The sequence below is a fragment of the Mesorhizobium shangrilense genome (assembly GCF_028826155.1).
Lineage (GTDB): Bacteria > Pseudomonadota > Alphaproteobacteria > Rhizobiales > Rhizobiaceae > Arvimicrobium > Arvimicrobium flavum.
Genome location: NZ_JAQGPN010000001.1, coordinates 2,675,285 through 2,694,868 on the forward strand (window position 1 = coordinate 2,675,285; position 19,584 = coordinate 2,694,868).

25 protein-coding genes are annotated in these 19,584 nt (G+C 64.8%); 13 read left to right on the plus strand and 12 right to left on the minus strand.

Annotated features, from left to right (window positions below):
• Position 1: 1 nt before the first annotated feature.
• A complete protein-coding gene (locus tag PD284_RS12865) occupies positions 2-484 on the minus strand; it encodes a GNAT family N-acetyltransferase (protein WP_274628587.1) in 483 nt (160 codons plus the stop codon).
• The gene (locus PD284_RS12870; protein WP_274628588.1) at positions 481-1,236 is read right to left on the minus strand and encodes a copper homeostasis protein CutC; all 756 of its coding nucleotides are present in this window, start codon (positions 1,234-1,236) and stop codon (positions 481-483) included. The genes PD284_RS12865 and PD284_RS12870 overlap by 4 nt, the downstream gene beginning before the upstream one ends.
• A 491-nt stretch (positions 1,237-1,727) precedes the next feature.
• On the opposite strand from PD284_RS12870, the gene PD284_RS12875 reads away from it, so the two are divergent.
• The 4 genes from PD284_RS12875 to dusA all read left to right on the plus strand — a co-directional run bounded on the left by PD284_RS12875 (position 1,728) and on the right by dusA (position 4,974).
• Positions 1,728-2,102 carry a YciI family protein gene (locus PD284_RS12875; protein WP_274628589.1) on the plus strand — a complete coding sequence of 125 codons (375 nt, stop codon included), beginning with the start codon at positions 1,728-1,730 and terminating at the stop codon, positions 2,100-2,102.
• Complete coding sequence (locus tag PD284_RS12880; protein ID WP_274628590.1) at positions 2,099-3,367, plus strand: RNA polymerase sigma factor; 1,269 nt, start codon at positions 2,099-2,101, stop codon at positions 3,365-3,367. The genes PD284_RS12875 and PD284_RS12880 overlap by 4 nt, the downstream gene beginning before the upstream one ends.
• A 285-nt stretch (positions 3,368-3,652) precedes the next feature.
• Positions 3,653-3,847, plus strand: a complete 195-nt coding sequence (locus PD284_RS12885) for a VOC family protein (protein ID WP_274628591.1) — start codon at positions 3,653-3,655, stop codon at positions 3,845-3,847.
• A 128-nt stretch (positions 3,848-3,975) separates the two neighbouring features.
• The gene (dusA, locus tag PD284_RS12890; protein WP_274628592.1) at positions 3,976-4,974 is read left to right on the plus strand and encodes a tRNA dihydrouridine(20/20a) synthase DusA; all 999 of its coding nucleotides are present in this window, start codon (positions 3,976-3,978) and stop codon (positions 4,972-4,974) included.
• Positions 4,975-4,983: 9 nt separating this feature from the next.
• On the opposite strand, the gene PD284_RS12895 is transcribed toward dusA, so the two are convergent.
• Positions 4,984-5,694 carry a TIGR02281 family clan AA aspartic protease gene (locus PD284_RS12895; protein ID WP_274628593.1) on the minus strand — a complete coding sequence of 237 codons (711 nt, stop codon included), beginning with the start codon at positions 5,692-5,694 and terminating at the stop codon, positions 4,984-4,986.
• Between the two features lie 3 nt (positions 5,695-5,697).
• Positions 5,698-5,931 carry a DUF1289 domain-containing protein gene (locus PD284_RS12900; protein ID WP_274628594.1) on the minus strand — a complete coding sequence of 78 codons (234 nt, stop codon included), beginning with the start codon at positions 5,929-5,931 and terminating at the stop codon, positions 5,698-5,700.
• A gap of 129 nt (positions 5,932-6,060) precedes the next feature.
• Here PD284_RS12900 and PD284_RS12905 point away from each other — a divergent pair, with 129 nt between their 5' ends.
• A complete protein-coding gene (locus PD284_RS12905; RefSeq protein WP_274628595.1) occupies positions 6,061-7,038 on the plus strand; it encodes a nicotinate-nucleotide--dimethylbenzimidazole phosphoribosyltransferase in 978 nt (325 codons plus the stop codon).
• A gap of 12 nt (positions 7,039-7,050) precedes the next feature.
• Here the strand turns inward: PD284_RS12905 and PD284_RS12910 are convergent, their stop codons facing one another.
• Positions 7,051-8,580: a sensor histidine kinase gene (locus PD284_RS12910; RefSeq protein ID WP_274628596.1), complete on the minus strand. Its 1,530-nt coding sequence runs from the start codon at positions 8,578-8,580 to the stop codon at positions 7,051-7,053.
• A 78-nt stretch (positions 8,581-8,658) separates the two neighbouring features.
• Here PD284_RS12910 and PD284_RS12915 point away from each other — a divergent pair, with 78 nt between their 5' ends.
• The 4 genes from PD284_RS12915 (at position 8,659) to PD284_RS12930 (ending at position 11,149) form a co-directional block, all read left to right on the plus strand.
• Complete coding sequence (locus tag PD284_RS12915) at positions 8,659-9,276, plus strand: thermonuclease family protein (protein ID WP_274628597.1); 618 nt, start codon at positions 8,659-8,661, stop codon at positions 9,274-9,276.
• Between the two features lie 31 nt (positions 9,277-9,307).
• The gene (locus tag PD284_RS12920) at positions 9,308-9,919 is read left to right on the plus strand and encodes a glutathione S-transferase (protein ID WP_274628598.1); all 612 of its coding nucleotides are present in this window, start codon (positions 9,308-9,310) and stop codon (positions 9,917-9,919) included.
• Positions 9,916-10,545, plus strand: coding sequence for a uracil-DNA glycosylase family protein (locus PD284_RS12925; RefSeq protein ID WP_274628599.1), 630 nt, complete (start codon positions 9,916-9,918; stop codon positions 10,543-10,545). The genes PD284_RS12920 and PD284_RS12925 overlap by 4 nt, the downstream gene beginning before the upstream one ends.
• Before the next feature lie 100 nt (positions 10,546-10,645).
• Positions 10,646-11,149 (plus strand): Lrp/AsnC family transcriptional regulator, encoded by a 504-nt coding sequence (locus tag PD284_RS12930; protein WP_274628600.1) that lies wholly within the window; start codon positions 10,646-10,648, stop codon positions 11,147-11,149.
• Positions 11,150-11,235: 86 nt separating this feature from the next.
• On the opposite strand, the gene PD284_RS12935 is transcribed toward PD284_RS12930, so the two are convergent.
• The 6 genes from PD284_RS12935 to PD284_RS12960 form a co-directional block, all read right to left on the minus strand.
• A complete protein-coding gene (locus tag PD284_RS12935) occupies positions 11,236-11,952 on the minus strand; it encodes a DNA alkylation repair protein (protein WP_274628601.1) in 717 nt (238 codons plus the stop codon).
• A gap of 8 nt (positions 11,953-11,960) precedes the next feature.
• Positions 11,961-12,830 (minus strand): NAD(P)-dependent oxidoreductase, encoded by an 870-nt coding sequence (locus PD284_RS12940; protein WP_274628602.1) that lies wholly within the window; start codon positions 12,828-12,830, stop codon positions 11,961-11,963.
• 81 nt (positions 12,831-12,911) lie between these two features.
• The gene (locus PD284_RS12945; protein ID WP_274628603.1) at positions 12,912-13,964 is read right to left on the minus strand and encodes a DUF1176 domain-containing protein; all 1,053 of its coding nucleotides are present in this window, start codon (positions 13,962-13,964) and stop codon (positions 12,912-12,914) included.
• A 125-nt stretch (positions 13,965-14,089) separates the two neighbouring features.
• A complete protein-coding gene (locus tag PD284_RS12950) occupies positions 14,090-14,410 on the minus strand; it encodes a type II toxin-antitoxin system PemK/MazF family toxin (RefSeq protein WP_274628604.1) in 321 nt (106 codons plus the stop codon).
• Positions 14,404-14,658: an AbrB/MazE/SpoVT family DNA-binding domain-containing protein gene (locus tag PD284_RS12955; protein WP_274628605.1), complete on the minus strand. Its 255-nt coding sequence runs from the start codon at positions 14,656-14,658 to the stop codon at positions 14,404-14,406. The genes PD284_RS12950 and PD284_RS12955 overlap by 7 nt, the downstream gene beginning before the upstream one ends.
• 83 nt (positions 14,659-14,741) lie before the next feature.
• Entirely contained in the window at positions 14,742-14,906 is a 165-nt protein-coding gene (locus tag PD284_RS12960; RefSeq protein ID WP_274628606.1) for a hypothetical protein, read from the minus strand.
• A 198-nt stretch (positions 14,907-15,104) separates the two neighbouring features.
• Here PD284_RS12960 and PD284_RS12965 point away from each other — a divergent pair, with 198 nt between their 5' ends.
• From PD284_RS12965 to PD284_RS12980, 4 genes are all read left to right on the plus strand, one after another.
• Positions 15,105-15,593 (plus strand): hypothetical protein, encoded by a 489-nt coding sequence (locus tag PD284_RS12965; RefSeq protein WP_274628607.1) that lies wholly within the window; start codon positions 15,105-15,107, stop codon positions 15,591-15,593.
• Positions 15,594-15,689: 96 nt separating this feature from the next.
• Positions 15,690-16,742 (plus strand): aldo/keto reductase, encoded by a 1,053-nt coding sequence (locus tag PD284_RS12970; RefSeq protein WP_274628608.1) that lies wholly within the window; start codon positions 15,690-15,692, stop codon positions 16,740-16,742.
• Positions 16,739-18,001 carry a cysteine desulfurase-like protein gene (locus PD284_RS12975; RefSeq protein WP_274628609.1) on the plus strand — a complete coding sequence of 421 codons (1,263 nt, stop codon included), beginning with the start codon at positions 16,739-16,741 and terminating at the stop codon, positions 17,999-18,001. The genes PD284_RS12970 and PD284_RS12975 overlap by 4 nt, the downstream gene beginning before the upstream one ends.
• A 76-nt stretch (positions 18,002-18,077) precedes the next feature.
• Positions 18,078-18,443: a GFA family protein gene (locus PD284_RS12980; RefSeq protein WP_274628610.1), complete on the plus strand. Its 366-nt coding sequence runs from the start codon at positions 18,078-18,080 to the stop codon at positions 18,441-18,443.
• A gap of 20 nt (positions 18,444-18,463) precedes the next feature.
• On the opposite strand, the gene PD284_RS12985 is transcribed toward PD284_RS12980, so the two are convergent.
• Complete coding sequence (locus PD284_RS12985; RefSeq protein WP_411956204.1) at positions 18,464-19,561, minus strand: DNA topoisomerase IB; 1,098 nt, start codon at positions 19,559-19,561, stop codon at positions 18,464-18,466.
• Positions 19,562-19,584: the final 23 nt, after the last annotated feature.

The window sequence follows — 19,584 nt, forward strand, 5'->3', positions numbered from 1 at the left end:
TTCAGTCCTTCAGCGACCGCTCAAAATACCGCACCGTCTTCGTCCCGTCTCCCAGGGATGCGCTGCCGACCTCGAAAAATCCCAGCGCGGCATGGAAGGCGTCCGAACCGGGATTGGGCGGGTCCAGGTTGACCTCGCAGGTCACCACCTCGTGCCCGGCCATTCGCGCCGCTGCAAACAGGTTCTCGTAGAAACGCCGCGCGATGCCGCGCCCGCGGGCATGGGCGGCAACCGCGACCCTGTCGACGTAGACGAAACGCGGATAGCGTTCGCGGAACCAGACGAAGTTCGGGCTGTCGTAGTCCGCCGTCTGGTCGAAGGCGAGGATGAAGCCGTCGAGGCTGCCGACGCGGCGCGCATGGAATGCCTGGCCAATGAGGTGCGAAAGGCGCTCCGGTTCGAGCCAGGAGAGCTCGGCCGCATGCTCGTTGTTGAGCGCCAGCACTGCCGCTTCGTCACCCGGGGAGATCGCTTCGATGGTCATGCCCGGCGCGCCGCTGCAATGGTCGCCGCGACCAGTTCGCGGTCGGTGACCGTGTTGCGGTACTCCCGGTCGAGTTCGGTACCGCCCATGCCGACCTGCGCATTGCGGTAGGTCATCGCGCTCGGCAGCTCGCGGGGCGCTGCGAAGTGGATCTCGGGCAGCCCTGTCCTTTCCAGCAGCTGCGCCACGTTTTCCGGCCGCAGGCCCCCGCAGCCCATGATGGCGATTCGCCCGGCCGCCCGGCGCACGAGTTCGGCAAGCAGGTCCGCGCCTTCCATCGCGGTGTCCCGCTGGCCGCTGGTGAGCACGCGCCCGACACCGCAGCGAACGAGCGCCTCGAGCGCTTCGATCGGGTCGCGGGTCATGTCGAAGGCGCGGTGGCAGGTGACGGCGAGCGGCCCGGCCGCCTCGACCAGCGCGCGCATACGCGGCTCGTCGACCGTACCGTCCGCCGCGAGGCAGCCGATCACGACGCCGGCGACGCCGAGTTGCCGGCAAGCCTCGACATCGGCAACCATCGAGAGGAATTCGGCTTCCGAATAGAGAAAATCCCCGCCACGCGGGCGGATGATCACGTGGAAGGGGATGGTCGCGACGGCAAGCGCGCCGCGGATCGTGCCGATGCTCGGCGTGATGCCGCCCTCCAGCAGGCTGGCGCAGAGCTCAACCCGGTCTGCGCCGCCCTCCTGGGCAGCAACGAGGCCGTCGATGCCTTCGACGCAAATTTCGACCAGGGGAAGAGGTGCTGTCATGATTGCCTTCTGACGAAACGGGAGCGGCACATGAGCACTGCCGGTCTGCCGGGTCAACCGACGAGCTTGGCGCACGGGAAAGAGCCCGGATGCGGTGACCGCCGTCGTGGCTCCTGCCGGCTGACAGTCTGCCGGATGGTATGCTTGGCGGCCCCGTTGCCGTGCATGAAGGTTTGCGTTGCATGGTTGGGCGGGCTGCCGTGACGTGGCGGATAGGCGCCCAACGACGCAATGCTAGACCCATTCCGTGACCCACCGGACAAGTGCCCAACCGCAATGCTGGGCGCGTTCCGCAGCGCGGCAGGCAAGCGGCCAACTGCGCAACGAGAGATCCTCGGCGATTGCCATTCGCCGCCTCCCACACCCCGGCCTCGAAACGAGGCGCGGGAACGATCTCGCATGGAAGGCTTTTGCACGATGTGCAAAGATTCCCGGCTCCAGTGTCGGCATGCCGCTGGCGCCCACGTCCTAGTCACAGAACGGGATCATCCATGCTCTACGCCATCCTCTGCTACAATTCGGAAGACGTTGTCTGCTCCTGGACGAAGGAACAAGACGACGCCACGATGGAACGGCTCGGACGAGTGGAGGACAAGCTGGCCAGGGCCGGGCGACTCGGGCCGGGCGCCAGACTGCTGCCGACCAGTGCGGCGACGACGCTGCGCAAGACCAGGTCCGATCCGATCGTCATCGACGGCCCCTTCGCCGAGACCAAGGAGCAGTTGCTCGGCTTCTACGTCATCGACTGCAAGTCGCTCGACGAGGCGCTGGAGACGGCGCGCGAACTCGCCGCCGCCAACCCTGACACCGGCTCCTACGAGATCCGGCCGCTCGCCCTCTTCCACCCTGGCATCGGACTCTCATGAGCGACCTCGACTATCTCGATGCGACCCTTGCGACCGCGCGCCCACAGGCGGTCGCGGCGCTCCTGCGCTATTTCCGCGACCTCGACACGGCGGAGGAGGCCTATCAGGAGGCGTGCCTCAGGGCGCTCAGGACCTGGCCGAAGAACGGCCCGCCGCGTGATCCCGTCGCCTGGCTGATCTTCGTCGGCCGCAACGTCGCCATCGACGCCGTGCGCAAGAAGGCGCGGCAGGCGCCGATGCCGCCCGAGGAGGCGGTGTCCGACCTGGAGGACGCCGAGGGCAACATTGCGGACCGTCTGGACAATGCCGACTACCGCGACGACGTGCTGCGGCTCCTGTTCATCTGCTGCCATCCCGACCTGCCGTCCACCCAACAGATCGCGCTCGCGTTGCGCATCGTCTCCGGCCTGTCGGTGAGGCAGATCGCACGCGCCTTCCTCGTCTCCGAGAGCGCGATGGAGCAGCGCATCACGCGGGCCAAGGCACGCATCGCGCAGGCCAACGTCCCGTTCGAGACACCGGGTCCGGTGGAACGCAGCGAGCGGCTGGGGGCTGTCGCGGCCATGGCCTACCTGGTTTTCAACGAAGGTTACTCGGCCAGCGGCGGCGGCGCCGAGCCAATGCGCGCGCAGCTCTGCGACGAGGCGATCAGGCTGGGCCGCCTGCTGCTCAAAATGTTCCAGACCGAACCTGAGATCATGGGGCTGCTCGCGCTCATGCTGCTGCAGCACTCGCGCACCCCGGCGCGCTTCGATGCCAATGGCGAGATCGTGCTTCTCGAACAGCAGGACAGGTCGCTGTGGAGCCGCCCTATGATCACCGAGGGGCTGGCGCTCATCGACAAGGCCATGCGCCACCAGCAGCCGGGTCCCTATCTCGTGCAGGCGGCGATCGCCGCCCTCCATTCGCGGGCGGCCAGGCCCGAGGATACCGACTGGGAGCAGATCGATCTGCTCTACGGCACGCTCGAGGTGCTGCAGCCGTCGCCCGTGATCACGCTCAACCGCGCGGTCGCCGTCTCGAAGGCGAGGGGACCGGAGGAGGCGCTCGCCATGATCGAGCCGCTGGCAAGGCAGCTTTCCGGCTACTTCCACTTCTTCGGCGTCAAGGGGAACCTTTTGATGCAACTCGGCCGCGACCGCGAGGCCCGCACCGCCTTCGACCAGGCGATCGCCCTTGCCAACAGTCCGGCCGAGGCCTCGCACATCAGGATGCACCTCGACCGCCTCATGACGGAGGGAGCGCGCTCCAAAGCTTCATCCTGAGATTGTTGGAGGGCATGTCGGGAGGCGCGCACACCGAACGTCCTAGTTGCGGACCAGTTCAAGAGGAGAGAGAAAAATGGCCAATGAAATGCCGAACAGCCCGATGACCGGCGTCATCCCTGCCGTCAGTCTCGCCGATGCCAACGACGCTTTCGACTACTACGCCAGGGCGCTGGGGGCCAAGCAGATCGACCGCCGTCTGACCGACGACGGGCGCGTCATGTACGGTCAGGTCGAGATCAATGGTGGCGCCTTCATGTTAACGACGCTTTCCCGGAACACGGCATGGCATTGCAGCCGACCCAGAACGTCGTCATGCATCTCGTGGTGGACGATGCCGGACCCTGGTGGAAGCGGGCGATGGACGCCGGCTTCGAGATCGCGATGCCGCTTGAGCTTGCCTTCTGGGGAGATTTCTACGGCCAGATGAAGGACAAGTTCGGCATCACCTGGGCCGTCGTCTCGTCGAAGAACAGCTGATCGCGCGTTAGGCGTTTCACGCCGGCCTTCGTCGTGGGCCAAGGGTGACGCCGATACCGCAATGCGATACCTTGGCGCAGAAACGGGATCTCGCCGATCCGGCGCAAGTTTTTGCGACACAAGGAAAAATGAACAATTACAATCGCTTCCGCCTATCCATTGCGCCGATGATGGACTGGACTGACAGGCATTGCCGCTTTCTTCATCGCCAATTGACGCAGCGGGCGCTGCTCTATACGGAGATGGTGGTTGCCGACGCGGTGATCCATGGTCCGCGGGAGCGTCTGCTTGGCTTCGACGACGTGGAGCATCCCGTCGCGCTGCAGCTTGGCGGTTCGGAGCCGGAGAAGTTGGCTGCGGCCGCCCGGATCGGCGCGTCCTTTGGCTATGACGAGATCAACCTGAACGTCGGCTGTCCGTCCGACCGCGTTCAGTCCGGAACCTTCGGCGCCTGCCTTATGCGCACGCCCGGTCTGGTCGCCGACTGCGTCGCCGCGATGAAGGCGGAGGTCGGCGTGCCGGTGACCGTGAAATGCCGGATCGGCGTCGACGATCAGGATCCCGAGATCGCGCTGGACGAGGTTGCAGAGCGCGTTTTCGCAGCGGGCGCGGACGCGCTTTGGGTGCACGCGCGCAAGGCGTGGCTTCAGGGTCTAAGTCCCAAGGAAAACCGGGATATCCCGCCGCTCGACTACGATCGCGTCTATAGGTTGAAGAGCAAATATCCGAATCGATTCATTGGGATCAACGGCGGTATTCAAACTCTGGTCGAGGCGCGCGACCATCTGTTGCACACCGATGGCGTCATGCTCGGACGCGCCGCTTACCATGCGCCGGCCATGCTGGCGACCGTCGATCGGGACATTTTCGGCGTATCTGCGGATCCGGTCGAGTTGGGAGCCGTGATCGAAGCGATGGCGCACTATGCAGCGCGCCACATCGCGGCCGGCGGTCGACTGGGGCATGTCACGCGTCACATGGTCGGGCTGTTCCACGGTTTCCCCGGCGCGCGCCGGTATCGGCAGATCCTCTCCACGGACGCGACGCGGCCGGGCGCGGGACCGGAAGTGCTGCTCAGCGCCTTCGCCGCGGTCGACCTTTCTGCGGCGGACACAGTCGCCGCGTAAGGCCGCCGGTCAGTCGCGCAGGATCATGCGGTCGCCGCGGATGTCGAAGCCCGACAAGGTGCCGATGAAGTTCATGCCGAGCAGGCTCTGGTCCAGCATCCCGTCGGAGGCCACCAAAGCGGGGATCTTCCTTCGTGATATCGCCCCGACGCTGAGGTCGTCCAAGACGATGCGGGCGGCGAGCGCCTGACCGTTCGCCGTGGAAATCGGGATCTGGAACGCCAGCGACGCCGTGTCGATGCCGACGCGGCTCGCGTCGCGCGTCGTCAGCACGGTGGTCGTCGCGCCCGTATCGATCATCATCTGCACGGAGCGGCCGTTCACCTGCGTCTGAGCTTCGAAATGACCGTTGGGCAGCTTGTCCAGCATCACGGTCGTGCCGCCGTGGGCGTCGGTGATGGAGAGGGGGCTGCCGGGAACCAGTCCTGCGGTCACCCGGCTCGCAAAATCCTGCAGTTCGTAGCGATATTGGTAGCTGGCGACGAGCGCCAAGATGATCAGCGCCCACAGCGCGAGGCTGCGCGCCAGGTCGCCCAGCCGGCGGCCGGATCCCAGGATGCCTGCGGCGATCACCAGCCCCAGGATGGTGAGATAGATGCCCTGGCCGAGGCCGTCATCGCCCGAGAATTCCGCGTCGGACATGGTGTCGCGCGCGACCAGGAAGATGGCGGCAGCGCCGATCAATCCCAGGATGATCCACAAAAACCGCCCGCCCGTCATTGGTCAGGATTGCTCCGAGCGTTCGCGCGCCATGCGGGTGCGCCGCGTTTCCCTTCGCGGCGGGCGCTCCACCGTCTGAAGCCGGGCCGGTAGCTCGGCCATGACGGCGCGACGTGTCTCCGGCGTCATCGCGATCCAGCCTGATATCTCGTCGCGCGTGCGCCCGCAGCCGAAGCAATAGCCGGTCTTCATGTCGATGGAGCAGACCAGTATGCAGGGGGATTCGATCAGCGACATTGTATTCCCGAGAGCGCCGATCCCACATGGGGCACAGCCGGCTGCAATGCAAGCCTCGGATGAAATGCGCAATTGTGCCTTTCGGCCGTGGCGACTATGGCTGCGTCCAAACTCTCTGGATGACGCCTCATGACGACCGCACTGCCTTTCGACGATTTCCGCTCCCTGCTCGACAATCTGCCCGGCGCCGATACGGCTGGGGCCGAGCGCGTGCGCGACATGTTCAAGCGGCGGGGCGTATCCCGCTCGCTCGCTCCGATCGTCGAGCTTGCCGCCTGGCTGGGCGCCTGGAGCGGCAGGCCTCCCGCAGTCACACGGCCGGTCGTCGCAATCTTCGCCGGCACGCATGGCGTGACGCAGCGCGAGGTTTCGCCGCGCCCCGCATCGCCGACCCAGGAAGCCGTCGAGATGCTTGCGGCCGGCGGCGCGGCCGTCAATCAGGTCTGCCTTGCGCATGATCTCGGTCTGAAGGTGTTCGACCTGGCGCTCGACCTGCCGACCGAGGACATCAGCGTCGAGGCTGCGCTCGATGAGAAGGGCTGCGCCGCGACCATGGCGTTTGGCATGGAAGCCATCGCCGGCGGCATGGATCTGGTATGCGTCGGAGATCTGGCGAACGGCAATTCCACCGTTGCGGCGGCGCTGTTCGCCGCGACGCTGGGCGGCAAGGGCGCGGACTGGGCCGCAGCCGAACACGGCGTCGATCAGGCGACGGCAGTCGGCCGCATCGACGCCGCGCTGGCGCTGCACGGCGCACATCTGAGGGATCCGTTCGAGGCGTTGCGCCGCGTCGGCGGGCGGGAGTTTGCGGCGATTGCCGGGGCGATCCTGGCGGCGCGGATGGAAAAGATTCCGGTCATCATCGACGGCTTCGCTGCCACTGCCGCCGCTGCCGTGCTCCATCGCGCCAATCCTGGTGCGCTAGACCATTGCCGCCTTGCGTGTCTTTCGAACGAGCCGTCGCACCTCCGCGCTGCGGAGCGTCTGGGCCTGCGCCCGATTCTCGGGCTGCCGTTCGGCGAGCCGGGTGTCGGGGGAGGGCTGGCGGCCGGTGTCGTCAAGGCCGCGGCGCTGACCTACTCGGGGATGGCAGCGGCGCTGACGTAGCCGCGGGCTGCGTCAGGACGCCAGGGCGCGGCGCTGCGACCTTGCCGGCTTCGCTGCTGCCTCTGTGGGTATGGCGGGAAGCTCCTCCATCACGCGCGACGACGGGAAGATGGCGATCGCCTCGGTGCCGCCGCGCAGCTCGGATTCCAGGATGAATTCGCCACCGTGCATGGCAAGCAGGCCCTGGACGATCGGCAGGCCGAGGCCCGTGCCTTCCTCGGCGGCCTTGATGGCGACCGAACCCTGTCCGAAAGCCGAGAGAACCACCGGGATTTCGTCCGGCGGGATGCCGGGGCCGTTGTCCTTCACCGAAACATACTGACCTGCGCCGGCCGTCCAGCCGACCCGGACGAGGATCTCTCCGCCCTTGGGACTGAACTTGATGGCGTTCGACAGGAGGTTGAGCGTGATCTGCCGCACCGAGCGCTCGTCCGCGAATACGCGTGCGAGCGTCGATTCGAACTCGGTGATCAGCGTCAGGTCCTTGTGGCGCGCCTTGAGCTCGACCATGTGGCAGCACTCCTCGACGACGGCGGCAAGGCTGAGCGGCTCCGCATTGAGCTGGTACTTGCCCGCCTCGATTCGCGACAGATCGAGGATCTCGTTGATGAGTGCCAGCAGGTGCTGGCCGGAATCGTGGATGTCGCGCGCATATTCGCGATACGTTCCGTTCTCAATGGGCCCCAAAACTTCCTTCGCCATCACCTCGGAGAAGCCCAGGATGGCGTTCAGCGGCGTGCGCAGTTCGTGGCTCATCGTGGCCAGGAAGCGTGATTTGGCGAGGTTGGATTCCTCCGCCCGCCGACGGGCCTCGTCCGATACTGCCTTGGCCGTCTCCAACTCGGCGATCAGCCCGTCGTTTTCCGACCGGAAGGTCAGCAGCAGCAGCGAGGATTTGTTCAGCAACGCGGCGATGTAGGAGAAGAAGGGGATCGACAGGATCAGAACGATCGCCATCATCGCCTGGCTGAGCGCGGCAAAATTGGCGGTGAGCAGCGTGTAGACCGCGACCGGGACAACGAAGGTGACGGCGAGGGCGCCGGGCAGGGAAGAGGCGACGAGGGCGGTCGCTGCGATTCCCACCAGCAGCAGCGTGCCCTTCGTCACCGGGAAAAGCTGCGACTGGCACGCATCGCAGGTGATGAACGCCAGATAGGCCCAGCCCAGCCCGCTAATGAAATGGACGATCAGGAACAGACGGCGCGTGGCGGCGGCGTCGATCGAGGCGACTTCGGTGGCGTCGACGCGCCGCGCGACGACGAAGAGGCAGGAATAGCACGCCACCGACACCAGCGCCCAGGCCAGCATTTGGTCCCGTGCGCCGCTCACCATGCCGGCGACAGCGACGATCAGCACCAGAAGCGGCAGCACGCCTGCGCCCCGCATGATGCTGCGTGCATGGATCTTGATCAGTTCGCGGTCGAAGACCGGATTGCCCACGCGTTGCGACAACTGTTCACGCGTCTTGCGCACAGCCCGTGCCACCTCACTGTTGCGGTGAGGCTTTCTGCGGTCCACAATGGTCTTGTCTGGCGCGTTCACCTTGTCGACGCCCTGGGCATGCGCATTCCGATCGGTTCTGCCCGCAACCTAGTCACGAATGATTAAGAGACCCTGAGGATGAGGCAGGCATGGAGCGCGCGCGGACGGCGCTACCATCCTCGACGTCGCCGCCGGACCTTGCTTCGCAAGATCGTGGACGTCGGGCTGGCCTTTGCCCTGCTGGGAGGGCTTGCCCTCGTGTCGGCGCGGCTCGAGCGTTTCAGCACCATCAGCCCGGCCGGGGTCGCCCGCATCGCGGATGGCGATTCGCTGGAGCTTGGCGGCGAAAGGATCAGGCTGCGGGGGATTGATGCGCCCGAACTCGCTCAGACGTGCCGCCGCCAGGAGGCGGAGTATCCCTGCGGCCGACTGGCGCGGGATGCATTGCGCAAGCTTGCCGGAAGCGGTCGGATTTCCTGCGAGGGCTGGGAGCGTGACCGCTATGACCGGTTGCTGGCCGTGTGCTCGGCGGGCGGGCTGGAGCTCAATCGCGAGCTTGTGGCGCTGGGGTGGGCGGTCGCCTATGGTGGGTACAGGGTTGAGGAAGCCGAGGCGCGCGCCGCGCGCGTCGGTCTTTGGGCGGGAGAATTCGACACGCCCGGCGAATGGCGCAAGATGCGCGGTGCGCTTTCCGAGGCTCCGCACGACTTGCTGGGCGCCATGCTCAACTGGCTGCGCCAACTGATTGCGTTGTGAATGAAACGATTTGGGTGAGGATCGACGTCTCATGAAACTCTTTGACGGCGGCAGAGCGCCGAACCCCCGTCGCGTTCGCGTCTTTCTGGCCGAGAAGGGCATCGATGTGACGATCGTGCCGGTCGACATGGGCGCGATGGGCCACAAGGCCGAGGAGATCACCTCGCGCAATCCGCTGCAACGGCTTCCGGTTCTGGAACTCGATGACGGGACGATCCTCACCGAGTCGATCGCCATCTGCCGCTATTTCGAGGAGTTGCACCCAGAGCCGCCGCTGTTCGGCACGGGCGCGCTCGGCAAGGCCGTCGTGGAGATGTGGCAGCGACGGATGGAGTTCAACTTGCTCGGCTGCGTGGCGCAGGCGTTCCGCCACACCCATCCGGCCATGAAGGACTGGGAGGTGCCGCAGGTTCCCGAGTGGGGCGAGGCCAACAGGCCGAAAGCGATGGCGTTCATGGAGTTGCTCGACAAGGAACTGGCGGATCGCGAGTTCATCGCCGGCGACGCCTACACGGTCGCTGACATAACCGGCCTGATCGCGGTCGACTTCATGAAGCCGGCGCGGATCGCCATTCCGGATGGCCTCGACAATCTCGTGCGCTGGCATAAAGCGGTATCCAGCCGGCCGAGCGCGAACGCGTGACCTCCGACGCCCTCGCGCGCCTTGCCGAGGAGATCCGGGCCTGCCGCATCTGTATCTCCAACCCGCTCGGGAAGCCGCTGCCGCACGAGCCGCGCCCTGTGGTCGTCCCGTCGGCCACGGCGCGGATCCTCATCGCCGGCCAGGCGCCCGGCACGAAGGTGCACGCGACCGGCATTCCATTCAACGACGCATCGGGTGATCGCCTGCGCGACTGGATGGGCGTCACGCGTGACGAATTCTATGACGCCTCGCTGTTCGCGATCGTTCCCATGGGCCTTTGCTTTCCCGGACAGGATGTAAAGGGTTCGGACCTCCCGCCGCGGCGGGAATGCGCCCCTGCCTGGCGCGGGCGGCTCCTCGAGCTGATGCCCCAGATCGAGCTCGTGCTGGCCATCGGCGGCTACGCCCAGGCATGGCACCTGAAGGAGGCCCGGGCGCGCACCTTGAGTGAGACTGTCGGCAACTGGCGGCAGATTTTTGCGTCTCCCAGCTCGCCGAAAATCCTTCCGCTTCCGCACCCGTCATGGCGCAACACTGCCTGGATGAAGAAGCACCTATGGTTTGAAACGGATTTGCTGCCATTCCTGAGAACGGAAATCCGTCGTCGCCTTTCGCCATCGGGTTGAAACATCATACCCGGAACCGCGCCCGCGACGCGCTTTTGTTCCTTGCCGTTTCCCGCAAAGCAGCGCAATTTCCGCAAAATATTTCTACTGGAGTGTTTTGATGGACCGGCTTGATAGAAAAATCCTCCGGCTATTGCAGGAAGACGCCACGCTTGCGGTGGCCGACATCGCCAAGAAAGTCGGTCTTTCGACGACGCCCTGCTGGCGGCGCATCCAGAAGCTGGAGGAAGAGGGGATTATCACCCGCCGCGTCGCGGTTCTCAATCCGGTGAAGGTCAACGCCCGCGTCAACGTGTTCGTCTCCATCCGCACGAGTTCCCACAGCCTCGAGTGGCTGCGGCGCTTCTCCGAGGTCGTGCAGCAATTTCCCGAAGTTGTGGAATTCTACCGCATGAGCGGCGACGTGGATTATCTGCTGCGCGTCGTCGTGCCCGACATTGCTGCCTACGACGCGTTCTACAAGCGGCTGATCGCCAAGATCGAGATCCGCGACGTCTCTTCGACTTTCGCGATGGAGCAGATCAAGTATACGACGGAGATGCCGCTCGACTACCTGGTGCTCGACAAGGAAAGCGGGACGTATTCGGTCGGCGCCGGCATCTAGCGGCGCATCGATGTGCAGGGTCGTCTTGATTTCGAAATTGGGTCGCCGCTCGGTACCGAAACTCGTCGGACCTCGATATCACGAACCTAGCCGGCCGGCGTGGTCCTTTTCCTCGCGAGCCGTTCAAGCGTTTTCGGGTTTGTGAGTTCGCGCACGGCATCCTTCCCGATCCAGCGCGCCGTCTTGTCAGACGACGCGGCCAGCTTCTCGGCAAGGGCGACGGCGGGTGCGTGCAAATTCATCGAACGCTTGCCGATCGTGCGCAGGGCCCAGTTGACCGCTTTCTTGACGAAGTTGCGGTCGTCGGTGGAGTGCTTCTCGATCAGCGGCAGGTAGGCGGCGAAGGTCGCGTCGGGCTCCGTCTTGCGATGCACCGTGGCCCAGCAGAGCATGGCGAAGGCCGTCCTGCGCACGAACTCCGGCTCGGCCTCAGCGAACTCATCGATCAATTCCCGCCAGGCGTCGGTCCCGACGAACAGATCCGACACGCCGTCGACGATGTCCCAGGAATCGAATTCGCGCGCCCAGCGGCGCGCGTCGGCGGCGGTGAAGCGTTTCGGATCGGCGGTGACGGAGGCGATGAACTGCGCCTCCACGATGCCGGTGTCCCAAAGTTCGAAGGCGCGCTCGTGGTTCCGCTTGATCTTGCGGGCGATGTCACGCTGCACGCCGTGGGAGATGCCGAGCGCCCGGTCGATCCGGATGCCGTAACGCTTCATCCCCTGCCGGTTCTCCTCCGAGCCAATCGGACGCAGGTGCGCGACGATTTCCTCGGAAGTGGAACTCGGCGAGAGCTCGCCCATGTTTCTGCCTACTTCTCCAGGCGCGCGAGCAGGGACGACGTGTCCCAGCGCTTGCCGCCCATGGCCTGGACATCCTTGTAGAACTGGTCGACCAGCGCCGTGACCGGCAGCCTGGCGCCGTTGCGGTCGGCCTCCTCGAGGCAGATGCCCAGATCCTTGCGCATCCAGTCTACCGCGAAGCCGAAGTCATACTTGCCGGCGTTCATGGTCTTGTGGCGGTTCTCCATCTGCCATGACCCCGCCGCGCCCTTGGAGATCACCTCAATCACCTTCTCGATGTCGAGACCGGCCTTCCTGCCGAAATGGATGCCTTCGGCGAGCCCCTGGACGAGGCCTGCGATGCAGATCTGATTGATCATCTTGGTAAGCTGCCCGGCGCCGTTCGGCCCCATGTGCCCCACCATCCGCGCAAACGCATCGATCACCGGCTGCGCCTTGGCGAAATCGGCGGCATCCCCGCCGACCATCACGGTGAGCACGCCGTTCTCGGCGCCGGCCTGGCCGCCCGACACCGGTGCGTCAAGGAAGCCAAATCCGCGCGCGCGCGCCTCGTCGCCCAGTTCGCGGGCAACTTCAGCGGAAGCGGTGGTGTTGTCGATGAAGATCGCGCCCTTGGCCATCTCCTTGAAGGCGCCCTGCGGGCCGATCGTGACCTCGCGCAGATCGTGGTCATTGCCGACGCAGGCGAACACGAAATCCTTGCCGGCAGCAGCCTGCTGAGGCGTGTCGGCAACGTCGCCTCCGAACTCGGCCGCCCACTTCTCGGCCTTGGCCCGCGTGCGGTTGTAGACGGTGACCTCGTGACCGCCCTTGCGCTTAAGATGACCCGCCATGGGGTAGCCCATCACACCGAGCCCAATGAACGCCACTTTCGCCATTTCCAACCGCTCCTCAAGATACAGGCGCGGCAGCTTTAGCGGGTCGCGCCGCAGCGCACAATGCGCCAGCGCGGGGGAGGACTATGGCGCGGTATCGTAGTCCAGGACGGTCTCCGGATTGATCTCCTCGTCGTAGGAGGCGTCGACGTCGTATTTCGTCAGCGCGAAGTCGCCGTCGCGGAAAAGATAGGAACCCGAGGAAGACGCATCGCCCATCCCGCGCCATTTGGCGAAGAACTGGAGGCTCATCGACTTGTCGTCGTAGAAGGAGTTCACCAGCCGGTCGGTGCTCCGATACCCGATGATCGAAACGGACTCGACCTTGCCTTCGCTGTCTTCGTTCTCGTAACGGATATCGAGTTCCGGCCGTGCGAACTGGAGTTGCCGGAACCCGCCGATGTCGTCGGCCAGATAGTAGACCTCGTCGCTGTTGTACGCGCCATGTCCGCAGGCGAAGCGGAAGAGCCGCGCCGTGCGGTCGGGATCGCTCGGATCCTGTTTGGCGTTGCGATAGGACAGATCGTGGATCTCCGGATCCGCCGCCCCTTTCTCGGCATCCGCCCCCAAGGTCTGGCACATGGACCCGTAGGTCGCCTTGAACGCAGCTTCGACCGCTTCACGCATTCGGTCGCGCGCAGCCGGCGCCGGCCCGTCGCCGCAGGAGGCCGGGAGGATTTCGGCAAGGTCGCCCTCGGCCGGCTTCAGGGCCCCTTTCTCGAGCTGCAACGGCAGAAACGGCGGCTGTTGGTTCGCCGGTTGTGTGAGGCGCACAGAGAAGCACCCCGCAAAAGTGCGTTCGCTCCCGTCTTCGGCGCTCGCCCTGATCGCCACCGGCACCTGATAGAAAATGCTGCCGGCAGCGCCTTCCTCACTCACTGCTCCGGTTTCCACGGCTACGCTCCTGGTCTTTGCATAGCCCTGAACGAAGGTTTCGAAGTCTTTCGACGGCTTCTTCTCGCCAAAATAGTCCCAGGCCCGGGCATACTCCCTTCGGCTCACGGCGTTGTAGAGCGAGCGCACGAGTGCTTCGGGGGACGAGCGATCGTCGAGGTATTGAGTGGATTGCGCGAAAGCCGGCGGCGTCGCAGATACCGCGCCGGCCAAAAGCAGGCTGTGCCAAGGGAATCTGGTCATCGTTCTCCTCCGAATCGCCCCAGAGTCCCGCGCAATTGCGGCAGACATTTGCCGGGCGCCCCACGGCTACCTGCATCATGCCCCGATGTGATCTCCGGGACCCGCGTGAAGATGGCTGGACTTAGTCACTCGTCGTAAATTTCGCGCAGTATTTTCAATGCGCGGCTCAGGACGTCGTCGGGCACGGATCCCAGCCTCCGGACGAGCCGGCGCTTGTCCAATGCGCGGCACTGCTCAAGCAGGATCAAGCCATTCACCCCTGCGAAGGTCACCGGGACGCGGAATGCGGCCGGGCGGCTGCCCGAAGTCATGGGCGCAGCAATCACCATCCGCAGATGATCGTGGATTTCCGGAGGCGAGACGATGAGGCAGGGCCGCGTTTTCTCGATTTCGCTGCCGACGGTCGGATCGAGCGCGGCGAGCCAGACCTCGCCCCTGGCTACCATTTCAGAGCGCCATCGTCCTCGTTCGGGAACTCCGGCCAAATGAGACCGTCGTCGCCTTCCGCGGCGAGCTGGGCCGCGTCCTCGGCCCAACCTTGGCGCGGCGCATCGGCCACTCGCCGAATGACCAGGCAATCGCCGTCGACGCTCACATCCACGGCATCGCCGGCTTGCGCTCCCAGTTCGGACAGCAAAGGCTTGGGTATGATTATTCCAGCAGAGTTGCCGAATTTCTTGAGTGCGCTGCGCATGTCGACCCCAAGGATTTCATGCATCCAGATAGCATTCCCCGGCCGTCGTTACAACATTGTGGCTACGGGCCGTTCGATGCCCTTCAGCTTCGCAGCGCCAGTTCGCGGGCAAATCGTGGAAATTCGGCGACCCGCACGGGGTGATCGCGATGCATGTCGCCGATCGCGGCCAGAATGGCCGCGGTGGCTCGCTGGCGGATGCGTTCGGGCAAACGCCCCTCTTTGAAGAACTCGTTCCGGAAACCCATGACGTAGGCTCCTGTTGGTCCTCCCAACGGGGATATAGGCGATGCATCTCTTATTGTGCAATGCAGCATTGGAATGACAGGGATGTGTCTGCGGCATGTCCGGATGAGGCAAATTGCCGGGTCTTGCACAACCATTTCTTGAGAACCATGGCTTATGGTGCCGCCGCCCGATGCGTCTTTTCGGGTCAGGGAGAGTGCATGGCATCCGCCAAGAACCGCGATTTCGCGCGCCTGCTGGACGACCTTTTCCAGGCGGCCGCGATTCCGGAGACGGAAGATCACAGCGAGTCCGCGACGACCCCGACGATTCCCTTCGACTATCTATCCGTTGTCGACGAGCTTCATTCGGGGCGCATCAGGGTTTCCGGCGAAGAGGCGTCGGCCGAGTATCGCGCCGCCAGCACTGCGATAGAGGAGGCGCTGAGGGAAATGGAGCTGCGCCGCGCCGAGATCGTGCCGCCCCCGCTGGAGCCCGCGCCGCTTCCGTCAATAGATCCCCTCGACATCGCGCGCGAGTTGGAGATCGATCGCATATCGTCGGCGGGCGATCTGGCGCGGGTGCGCCGCGCCTTCGCCTTCGAGAACCATCCGGACCGGGTTGCGCCACACCTGCGCGACCGCGCTATCCTGCGCATGCAGGTCGCCAACATGCTGATCGACGAGGCGCTGCGGCGAAAAAAGAGCTAGCAGGATCGAGCCGCTTTCTGATTGCGGCGCACTGCAATAAGGTGCACGCACGACATTCGTCGCTTCCAGATCTCCGAACCGTTCCGGGAACTCAATATGCAGAAGCGCCATCTCGGTCGCACCGACCTCCTCGTTTCAAAGGTCTGCCTCGGCACCATGACCTGGGGCCAGCAGAACACAGAGGCCGACGGCCACGCCCAGATGGACTTTGCGCTCGACCGCGGCGTCAATTTCCTCGACACCGCCGAGCTTTATTCGATTCCGCCCATGGCCGAGACGCAGGGCAGCACCGAGCGGATCATCGGCAGCTGGCTGAAGGCGCGGCGGAACCGCGACAAGGTGATCATCGCATCCAAGGTGGTCGGCCGCACGCCGCAGGACTGGCTTCGCGGCGGGCGGCCTTCGAAACTGGTTCGCGCCGACATCATGGACGCCATCGAGAAATCCCTGAAGCGGCTCGGCACCGATTACCTCGATCTCTACCAGATCCACTTTCCCGAGCGACGCGCAGCGTGGGGGGCAAATCCGACGCGGGTGGGCGCATGGCCTCCCAGACGCGATGAGGATGAAACGCCGATCGCGGAGACCCTCGCCGTCTTTGACGAACTCGTGAAAGCCGGCAAGATCAGGCACCTTGGCCTTTCCAACGAAAGCTCGTGGGGCGTGATGCGCTTTCTGTTCGAGAGCGAGAAGGGGATTGGACCGCGGGTCGCCTCGCTGCAGAACGCCTACAATCTCGTCAACCGCACCTTCGAGGTGAACCTCGCCGAGGTGAGCGACCGCGAGGACGTGAGTCTGCTCGCCTATTCCCCGCTTGCGCAGGGTTATCTGACCGGCAAGTACGACCACGGCGCCCGGCCGGCGGGCGCACGAACGACCCTGTTCAATCGGGGCCAGCGCTACGAGAAGCCGAACGCCGCACAGGTGCTGCTCGAATACAACGAGCTGGCGCGCGGCTTCGGCATGGAGCCCGCGCTGTTTGCCAACGCCTTCGTGGTCAGCCGGCCCTTCGTCACGTCTTCGATCATCGGCGCGACATCGATCGCGCAGCTGGAAGTCGCACTGAACGCGGCCGACGTCGAGTTCACCAAGGAAATGCTGGAAGCGGTCGACGCCATCCATCAGCGCACAGGAAACCCCTGCCCATGACATTCGAGATCGACGCCGTCCGCGCCCAGTTTCCGGCGCTTTCGCTCACCGATGAGGGCCGCCGCCGGATCTATCTCGACAATCCCGCAGGGACGCAGGTTCCGCGGCGCGTCGCTGACGCCGTAGCGCGCTGCCTGCTCGAAACGAACGCAAATCTCGGGGGCTATTTCGCCACGACCGTCGCTGCGCAGCAGGTGGTCGACGCTGCGCATGCCGCCATGGCCGATTTCCTTGGCGCGGCGACGCCGGAGGAAATCATCATCGGCGCCAACATGACGACACTGACCTATCACATGTCCCGCACCATCGGTCGCGACTTCCGCCCGGGCGATGAGATCGTCGTCACGCGCATGGACCACGAAGGCAATGTGTCGCCATGGCTGCAACTGGCTGAGGATCGCGGCCTGACAGTTCGCTTCCTGCCATTCGACGCCACGAGCTGGCAGATCGAACCCGCAGCCCTGCAGGACGTGCTGACCGAAAGGACGCGGCTCGTCGCGCTCAACTACGCAAGCAACCTGACGGGCTCGATCAACCGGGTCAAGGAATTGACCGGGATCGCCAAGCGGGCAGGGGCGCTCGTCTATATCGATGCCGTGCAGTTCGCGCCGCACGGGCCGGTCGACGTGCGCGACATCGGTTGCGATTTCCTGGCCTGCTCGGCCTACAAGTTCTTCGGGCCGCACATGGGCATGTTGTGGGGACGCCACGACGTCATCGATGCGCTGCAGCCCTACAAGTGCCGGTGCTCCTCGAACGACCTCCCGGAGCGCTTCGAACTCGGCACACCGCAGATCGAGCTGATGGCGGGATTGTCGGCGACCGTCGGATATTTTGAAGAACTCGGCGCGCGCACTGACGCATCCGGCTCGCGCCGCGAGAAGATTGCGGCAGCCTACCGCGCCTCGATCGCCTACGAAAACGGCCTTGCGACGCAGCTCATCGACGGCATTCGCGATATCCCGGGCCTGACCATCCATGGCATCACCGATGCCTCTCGCATCGCGGAACGCGTGCCGACCGTCTCCTTCACCGTCGAAGGCATCCGCCCGGAGACGATTGCTCGGCAGCTCGCGGAGGAGGGAATCTTCGTGTGGTCCGGCCACAACTATGCCTGGGAGATCGTGCACCAGCTGGGCATTCCAGCCGAGGAGGGCGTCGTGCGCATCGGCATCGCCCACTACAATACCGCCGGTGAAATCGACGAGACGGTCGAAGCCGTGCGCCGGATCGTGGCCATGCTGCGTCAGGTGCGATGAAATCTCATCCTGCGATCCTGACGCGGATTGGCAGGAGGGGCGTGGTATTCAGCTCCTTCGCTCAAGGGAGGACACAATGGCGATCAGCGGAAGCTGCCACTGCCAGTCGACCCGCTTCGAGGTCGACGCGGCGCCGGAAACGGTAACCTATTGCACCTGCTCGATCTGCTCCAAGCGTGGTGCGCTCTGGGCCTACTACAAGAGGGCCGACGTGCGCATTCTGTCGAAGGACGGGCAGAGCACATATCTGTGGCAGTCGCGGACCGTCCGCCACAACTTCTGCAGCATATGCGGCTGCACGACATATACAGAATCTCCAGACTTTTCGACCGGCGAGCCGGACTTCGACAATCCCCGGATCAGTATCAACGCGCGGCTGCTGGACGATTTCGATCTCGATGCCGTGCCTGTGACTGTGATCGACGGCAAGAACCTGTGGTGACCACGGCAAGGTGACATCCGTCATCGCGCGGCAGGATCCGGCCCGGATCGCCTTTCCAGCCAGCGCAACACCGTCAATTCCTCCTCGTCGAGACCGTCCGGGATCTTGCGGAACGATCGTCGCGCCGCCTTCATCTCTCCGGCGAGCGTGCCGGCGAGCCAGGATTCGATCAATTCCGGGTGGATGTAGCAGGTGCGGCACACGGTTCGCGTATTGCCGAGGCGCGCCGCGACATGGTCGATCGCCTTGTTCAATATCTGCCGCGCGCCCGACTTCGTTTCCGGCAGTTCGGTGGCGGCCAGAAGATCGGCCGCCTGGACGGTGCCGCCCCACGTCCGGAAATGCTTCGACGAGACGTCAGCGCCGATGGCCTCGCGCATGTACTCGTTGACATCGTTGGACCTGACGACGCGCCGCGTCCCCTCGGCGTCGAAATACTGGAAAAGAGCCTGACCGGGCAGTTCCTGTATGCTGCGGATGATCTTCGCCATCCGCCGGTCGACCAGTTGCAGCCGCCATTCCTTGCCGGACTTTCCCCTGAACGAGAAGCGCAGTTTCGCTCCCTCCACCTCGACGTGGCGGCTTCTGAGCGTGGTCAATCCAAAGCTCTTGTTGTCGCGGGCATAGGCCGGGTTGCCAACGCGGATCAGCGTGTTGTCGAGCAGCCAGATGATGGCAGCCACCACGCGCTCGCGCGACAGGCTGCGCTTGCGCAGGTCCGCATCGACACGTTCACGCAGCGCCGGAAGCGCCCCTGCGAAGCTCAGCAGGCTGCCGTATTTCACCTCGTCGCGCGTTGCCGCCCAGCGGTCGTGGTACCGGTACTGCTTGCGCCCACGCGCATCGCGGCCGGTCGCCTGGATGTGTCCATCGGGTGAAGGCGAGATCCAGACGTCCGTCCAGGCGGGCGGGATGGCGAGCGCGCGGATTCGCGCCAGGGTCTGTTCGTCCCGGATCATGGCGCCGTCTGGCTGGTGATAGGAGAAGCGCCTGGGCCCGCCCTTGCGCCGGATGCCGGGCTCCGTGTCGCTGACATAGGCGAGCTCGACGCTCTTTGCCCTTACCTCGGGCGCCGGCGTTTCGGAGACGATCGGATCGGCTGAAGCTGCGGAAACCAAGACAGGACTCTGGGTGCGGGATC